The sequence below is a fragment of the Geobacillus sp. LYN3 genome (assembly GCF_003064505.1).
GTDB classification, from domain to species: domain Bacteria; phylum Bacillota; class Bacilli; order Bacillales; family Anoxybacillaceae; genus Parageobacillus_B; species Parageobacillus_B toebii.
This window is the reverse complement of sequence record NZ_QCWL01000001.1, coordinates 2259492-2266307: the sequence shown is the minus strand read 5'-3', so window position 1 is coordinate 2266307 and position 6816 is coordinate 2259492. Positions and strand designations below refer to the sequence as shown.

The following is a 6816-nucleotide window of genomic DNA, read 5'->3' as shown; positions in this document are numbered from 1 at the left end:
AACGTCGTTTTCCCTTATCGTATCAACGGTTTGCGACCATTGTAAAGATGTTTTGTCACGGATTCAGGTAGATATTTTTATTCCAGAAATCATTGGGATTAACAACCGCGATTTGCATACGTTTGTCACCTCTTTGGAAACGACAAGCAAGGTCATTCCGTTTGTGCCATCGGGCAGCGTTATTGTCAGCGAAAGCGGCATCAGCACTTCTCATGATTTAAAAACGGTGCAAACATACGGTGCAGACGCCGTGCTCGTCGGAGAATCGCTGATGAGAAAAGACGACGTGGAAGCAGCGATTTACGAATTATTTCGGGAGGTTGAATCCATTGCCGGTCCTTAAATATTGCGGCAACCGCACCGCGTCTGATTTACAAAAAAGCGTTCGAAGCAGAGCAAATTATGTTGGGCTGATTTTTGCGGAAAGCAAACGAAAAGTGGAAGTGGAAATGGTAAAACAATGGCTCCAATATATATCGCTTGGCGGCAAACAGCTTGTCGGCGTGTTTGTCAACGCGCCAATCGATCAAATCATCCACGCGGCGTCACAACTTCCGCTTGCGGTGATCCAATGCCACGGCCATGAAACAGTCGAACACATTGCAAAAATAAAAGAAATGACAGATCTTTCCGTTTGGAAGGCGATTCATCACGATGAAAAGGCGCTCGCGAAGATGAAGCAATATGCCGGTGTTGCGGACGGATATGTAGTAGATAGTCGTGTAAACGGAGCGTGGGGCGGAACCGGAATGACATTCGATTGGGAAAATGTTCCGTTTTATTTAGAGGAAGCTGCGCGGCAAGCAGTTCCTTGTTTCATTGCCGGCGGAATCACCCCGGAAAATATTGAAAAGCTGCTTTCGTACCGTCCTTACGGCATCGACATCAGCAGCGGCATCGAAGAAAACGGAGAAAAAAGCATAAAAAAAATGAAAGAAATTGAAGAGAAGGTGGCGAATTATGTATAACGTTCCAAACGAGAATGGCAGATTTGGCGATTTTGGCGGAAAATTCGTTCCGGAAACATTAATGCGGCCGCTTGAGGAAATAGAAGAAGAGCTTGCCAAAGCACTTGCCGATGAGGAGTTTAAAGCAGAATACGTCCGAATTTTACAAGAGTATTCTGGACGTCCAACACCGCTTACTTTTGCGTCTAATTTAACGAAAAAACTAAACGGTGCAAAAATTTACTTAAAACGAGAAGATTTAAACCATACAGGCGCCCATAAAATCAATAACGCGATTGGGCAAGCATTGCTTGCAAAACGAATGGGAAAGAAAAAGATTATTGCGGAAACGGGAGCAGGTCAGCACGGTGTTGCCGCGGCGACGGTAGCGGCTCATTTCGGGATGGAATGCATCGTATTTATGGGGGAAGAAGATATAAAACGTCAGGAATTAAACGTATTCCGGATGAAATTATTAGGTGCCAAAGTCGTTCCTGCATATAGTGGAAATCGTACCTTAAAAGACGCGACAAACGAGGCGATCCGCTATTGGGTGCAACATTGCGATGATCATTTCTATATGATCGGTTCTGTTGTCGGCCCGCATCCATATCCGAAAATGGTGCGCGAATTTCAGCGTATTATCGGTGATGAGGCGAAACAGCAATTCCTCGAACGGGAAGGAAAACTTCCGGATGTGATTGTGGCGTGCGTGGGCGGCGGAAGCAACGCAATTGGCATGTTTTATCCGTTTTTAGAAGATAACGTAACGCTTGTTGGTGTAGAAGCGGCGGGAAAAGGAATCGATACGCCGCACCATGCTGCAACGATCACAAAAGGGACAAAAGGAGTCATTCATGGGTCGCTGACGTATTTATTGCAAGATGAACATGGGCAAATTATTGAGCCATATTCTATTTCCGCAGGCCTCGATTATCCAGGTGTTGGACCGGAACACGCTTATTTAGCCAGCATCGGCCGCGTTCGTTACGAAAGTGTTACGGATGAGGAAGCGATTTGGGCATTTCAATTGTTATCTCGGGAAGAAGGGATCATTCCGGCGATCGAGTCAGCGCATGCTTTAGCGAAGGCGGTTCAACTTGCGAAAACGCTTCGAAGCGATCAAACGGTGCTCGTATGTTTATCTGGCCGCGGTGATAAGGATGTGCAGACAATGATGAATGTTGCAAAAGGAGGAAACGGCATTGCAGTTGCTAACCGTAACTAAACCGATGTTTATTCCGTTTATTGTCGCCGGAGATCCCCGGCCGGATATAACGATCGAACTCGCATTGGCGCTTCAGGAAGCAGGGGCTGACATTCTTGAACTAGGCGTTCCGTATTCCGATCCGTTAGCGGACGGACCGATTATTCAACGGGCGGCAAAAAGAGCGCTTCGCCAGCAAATGACATTAAAAAAAGCAATTGAATTAGTTCCGGAAATGCGAAAAAAAGGAGTAAAAATTCCGATTATTCTCTTTACGTATTACAATCCTGTGTTACAATTAGGAGAAGAATCCTTTTTTGCTTTAGCGCGAAAAAATGAAGTGAACGGCATTTTAATTCCAGATCTGCCGTTTGAAGAAAGTGAGCTGATTCGTAAACTCGGTGAAGCGACGGGAATTCCGCTTATTTCTCTCGTAGCACCGACGTCGAAAAAACGAATTGAAATGATTGCCTCCAATGCGCAAGGATTTTTATATTGCGTTTCATCGCTCGGTGTGACCGGCGTGCGTGATACATTGCCGGAAACATTAAACGACTTTTTGACAGAAGTAAAGCGGCATAGCCGCGTTCCTATCGTTGTTGGATTTGGCATTTCGACAAGCGAACAAGTTAGCATGCTAAAAAACTATTGTGACGGTGTTGTCATTGGCAGCGCGCTTGTCCAAAAAATTGAACAGCTTAACGACCTTTTGCAAACGGAAGAGAAAAAAGAGGAGGCGCTTGCCGAGTTTCGCCGTTACGCTCGCTCGCTAACAGCACCGTTGCGATAAATACGGCATGCAATAACTGAAGGATAGGGAGTGTCATCATGGAAATTAAAACACAGTTGCGGGGGCTTTCCCCTTATCAGCCGGGAAAATCCATTGAAGAAGTAAAGCGGCAGTATGGGCTTGCCGACATTATTAAACTAGCATCCAATGAAAATCCATACGGCTGTTCGCCTGCGGTGAAAGAGGCGATTATGAAACAATTAGATGATCTTGCACTTTATCCTGATGGATACGCGCGTCTGTTGCGCGAGAAAGTTGCCGCGCATCTTGGGGTAAACGAAAAGCAGCTTATTTTCGGCAACGGATCGGATGAAGTTGTGCAAATTATTTGCCGCGCGTTTTTATCTCCGAGTACAAATACGGTGATGGCTGCGCCGACGTTTCCGCAATATCGCCATAATGCGGTGATTGAAGGGGCGGAAATTCGCGAAATTCCGCTTGTGGATGGGCGCCATGATCTAGAAGCGATGCTGAACGCGATTGACGAACAGACACGCATCGTCTGGGTGTGCAATCCGAACAATCCGACAGGAACGTATGTGAACGAGCAGGAGTTAACCTCTTTCCTTGAGCGAGTTCCTAGCCATGTCCTTGCCGTTTTGGATGAGGCGTATTATGAATACGCAACGGCGAATGATTATCCGCAAACCGTTCCACTTCTCCGCCAATATGATAATTTAATGATTTTGCGTACGTTTTCAAAAGCATACGGTTTAGCAGCGCTGCGGGTTGGATACGGTATTGCCAGCGAAACGCTCATTCGTGAGATCGAACCGGCGCGCGAGCCATTTAATACATCAAGCGTCGCACAGGCAGCTGCCATTGCTGCTTTAGATGATCAAGCATTCATTCGCGAATGTGTCGAAAAAAATAAACAAGGGTTAGAGACGTTTTATCGTTTTTGTGAGGAAAATGGGCTGCGCTGTTATCCGTCACAAGCGAACTTTATTTTAATTGATTTTGGTATCGAGGGAAACGAAGTGTTTCAATATTTGCTTGAGCGGGGCATCATCGTTCGCTCCGGCAATGCGCTCGGTTTTCCGACATCGGTGCGCATTACGGTTGGTTCCAAAGAGCAAAACGAACGAATCATTCATGCATTAACGCAAATGTTGAAAGAAAAGCAGCTTATATAAGGCCGTCCCGTTGCTTTTAAGCAACGGGAGCATTTTTACACAAGAAGGTGAAGCAGTTGGAAGGAAACGTCTTTGTTGTTGGACTTGGTTTAATCGGTGGTTCGATGGCGCTAGCGATAAAAAAAGCGCATCCGAACGCCGTCATTATCGGATATGATGTAAATGAGAATGAGCTGAAACTTGCTCGTTCATTAAAAGTGATTGATGAAATTGCTTTTTCCCTTGAACAAGGGTTGAGACAGGCTGATCTAATCATTTTAGCCACTCCTGTTATGCAAACGGAAAAAATCTTGGCGGAGATGCCTTTCAGTGTATTAAAAGAAAATGTAATTGTCACGGATGTTGGAAGCACAAAGCAACGAATTGTCAAACATGCAAAACAGTTAGGAAAGCAAGGAATAACGTTTATCGGCGGCCATCCGATGGCAGGTTCGCATAAAAGCGGCGTTGCTGCAGCAAGGGCGCATTTGTTTGAAAACGCCTTTTACGTTTTGACGCCGACGAATGATGTAGCGGCAAGGGATGTGGAACGGCTAAAAGAGTGGCTAAAGGGAACGAAAGCACAGTTTGTTGTGCTGTCGCCAGAAGAACATGATCGCATTACTGGAGTGATTAGCCATTTTCCGCATATTATTGCAGCAAGTCTTGTCCATCAAGCACAACAGTATGAAAAAGAAAATCCGCTTGTCAGCCGTCTTGCCGCAGGGGGGTTCCGTGATATTACGCGCATCGCTTCAAGCAACCCGGAAATGTGGCGCGATATTTTTATACATAATAAAGACGAAATGTTGGCGCTATTTGATGGCTGGATTTCAGAGATGCAAAAGCTTCGTTCCATTGTGGAAGAGGAAAATAGCGAAGCGATTTACCGGTATTTTTTACAAGCAAAACAATTTCGCGACGGGCTTCCAGCGCGAACGAAAGGGGCAATTCCATCTTTTTACGATCTATATGTCGATGTTCCTGATTATCCTGGGGTTATTTCCGAAATTACCGGCTATCTTGCAAAAGAACAAATTAGCATAACAAATATTCGTATTATTGAGACAAGGGAAGAAATTTACGGTGTGCTCCGCCTTAGCTTTCAAAGCGAGGAAGATCGGGCGAAGGCGAAAGCCTGTATTCAAAGACATACGAATTACGAAACATATGAAGTGTAAACGGAGGGGGAAGATGTGCAACCGTTGCGAACCAATATTTCATCATTACGAGGAACCATCAATGTTCCAGGGGATAAATCGATTTCCCATCGTGCTGTGATGCTTGGAGCAATTGCTAATGGAACAACGACCATCGCGAATTTTTTACAGGGAGAAGATTGTTTAAGTACGATCGATTGTTTTCGAAAATTGGGAGTGTCGATTGAGCAAAACGGAAGCGATGTTGTTGTCGAAGGAAAGGGATTAAAAGGTCTTAAGGAGCCATCTGACATTTTAAATGTTGGCAATTCCGGGACAACGGCAAGATTATTGCTCGGGATTCTAGCGGGATGTCCGTTCCATTCTTGCTTAATTGGCGATGAATCGATCGCCAAGCGGCCGATGGGTAGAGTGACAAAGCCGCTAAAAATGATGGGTGCGCACATTGACGGCCGCGAGCATGGGAACTATACCCCGTTATCCATTCGCGGCGGCGAACTTCAGCCCATTCATTACGAGTCTTCTGTCGCGAGCGCACAAGTGAAGTCGGCGATTTTATTGGCGGGATTGACAACAAATGGAACTACGACAGTAACGGAACCTCATCGTTCTCGCGATCATACCGAACGAATGATTCGGTTGTTCGGTGGAAGCGTAACAGTGGACGACCTTACAGTTTCCATTACCGGACCGCAGCAGCTAGTAGGCACAAATATATACGTTCCGGGAGATATTTCGTCTGCCGCCTTTTTCTTAGTAGCTGGCGCGATTGTACCAAACAGCGAAATTACGTTAAAAAATGTCGGGCTCAATCCGACAAGAACGGGAATTATCGATGTGCTGCAAAAAATGGGTGCGGAAATGACGATCGAAAACATTCGTAACGAGCAAACAGAACCGCTTGGCGATATTACCATTCGCACCTCGAATCTAACAGCAGTGGAAATTAGCGGCGCTCTTATTCCGCGATTAATCGACGAAATCCCGATCATTGCCTTGCTTGCAACACAGGCGGAAGGTACGACCGTTATTAAAGATGCGAGCGAATTGAAAGTGAAGGAAACGAATCGAATTGATACGGTTGTGACAGAGCTGCGAAAACTTGGCGCGGATATTAAAGCGACAGCTGATGGCATGGTCATTCATGGAAAATCAGCGTTAAAGGCAAAGGACGTTGTCGTTGATAGCTACGGTGATCACCGTATTGGCATGATGCTAGCGATTGCTGCCTGCATTACGCAAGGAACTGTCTGTTTAAAACGTCCAGAAGCGGTGGCAGTCTCTTATCCATCGTTTTTTGATCATCTTCATTCCTTAATGTAGAAGCAAGAAACCAAATACAGGTTTCTTGCTTTTTTATTCATATGTCTTTTCATTCCTTCATAGCTTGTCGTAAAGGGGGAATGAAGACATGCCATATCAGTGAGCCGTTTAGTTGCCGAAACGCCTATTGTCGATTATGATAATCATGTTCCTGTTATTACGGTTCATAAAGGAAGATTGCTTAAAGCAGGAAATCAAATATACTTTTATCTTAATTAGGCGAGAAGACTCCCACTTCAACGAAGCGAAGCGGAGTAAGTGGGAGATGAATCGC

6 protein-coding genes and 1 pseudogene are annotated in these 6816 nt (G+C 45.4%); all 7 read left to right on the top strand.

The window, feature by feature from the left end:
- A pseudogene (locus DCC82_RS11805) lies at positions 1-343 on the top strand (hypothetical protein); the annotation flags it as partial.
- Positions 330-968: a phosphoribosylanthranilate isomerase gene (locus tag DCC82_RS11800; RefSeq protein WP_015864275.1), complete on the top strand. Its 639-nt coding sequence runs from the start codon at positions 330-332 to the stop codon at positions 966-968. The pseudogene DCC82_RS11805 and the gene DCC82_RS11800, both read left to right, overlap by 14 nt.
- Positions 961-2175 carry a tryptophan synthase subunit beta gene (gene trpB / locus DCC82_RS11795; protein ID WP_062677570.1) on the top strand — a complete coding sequence of 405 codons (1215 nt, stop codon included), beginning with the start codon at positions 961-963 and terminating at the stop codon, positions 2173-2175. The genes DCC82_RS11800 and trpB overlap by 8 nt, the downstream gene beginning before the upstream one ends.
- A complete protein-coding gene (trpA, locus tag DCC82_RS11790) occupies positions 2129-2944 on the top strand; it encodes a tryptophan synthase subunit alpha (protein WP_097354688.1) in 816 nt (271 codons plus the stop codon). The genes trpB and trpA overlap by 47 nt, the downstream gene beginning before the upstream one ends.
- A gap of 38 nt (positions 2945-2982) precedes the next feature.
- Positions 2983-4080, top strand: a complete 1098-nt coding sequence (gene hisC / locus DCC82_RS11785; RefSeq protein WP_097354687.1) for a histidinol-phosphate transaminase — start codon at positions 2983-2985, stop codon at positions 4078-4080.
- A gap of 56 nt (positions 4081-4136) precedes the next feature.
- A complete protein-coding gene (locus tag DCC82_RS11780) occupies positions 4137-5240 on the top strand; it encodes a prephenate dehydrogenase (RefSeq protein WP_097354686.1) in 1104 nt (367 codons plus the stop codon).
- 15 nt (positions 5241-5255) lie between these two features.
- Positions 5256-6542, top strand: coding sequence for a 3-phosphoshikimate 1-carboxyvinyltransferase (gene aroA, locus DCC82_RS11775; protein WP_097354685.1), 1287 nt, complete (start codon positions 5256-5258; stop codon positions 6540-6542).
- Positions 6543-6816: the final 274 nt, after the last annotated feature.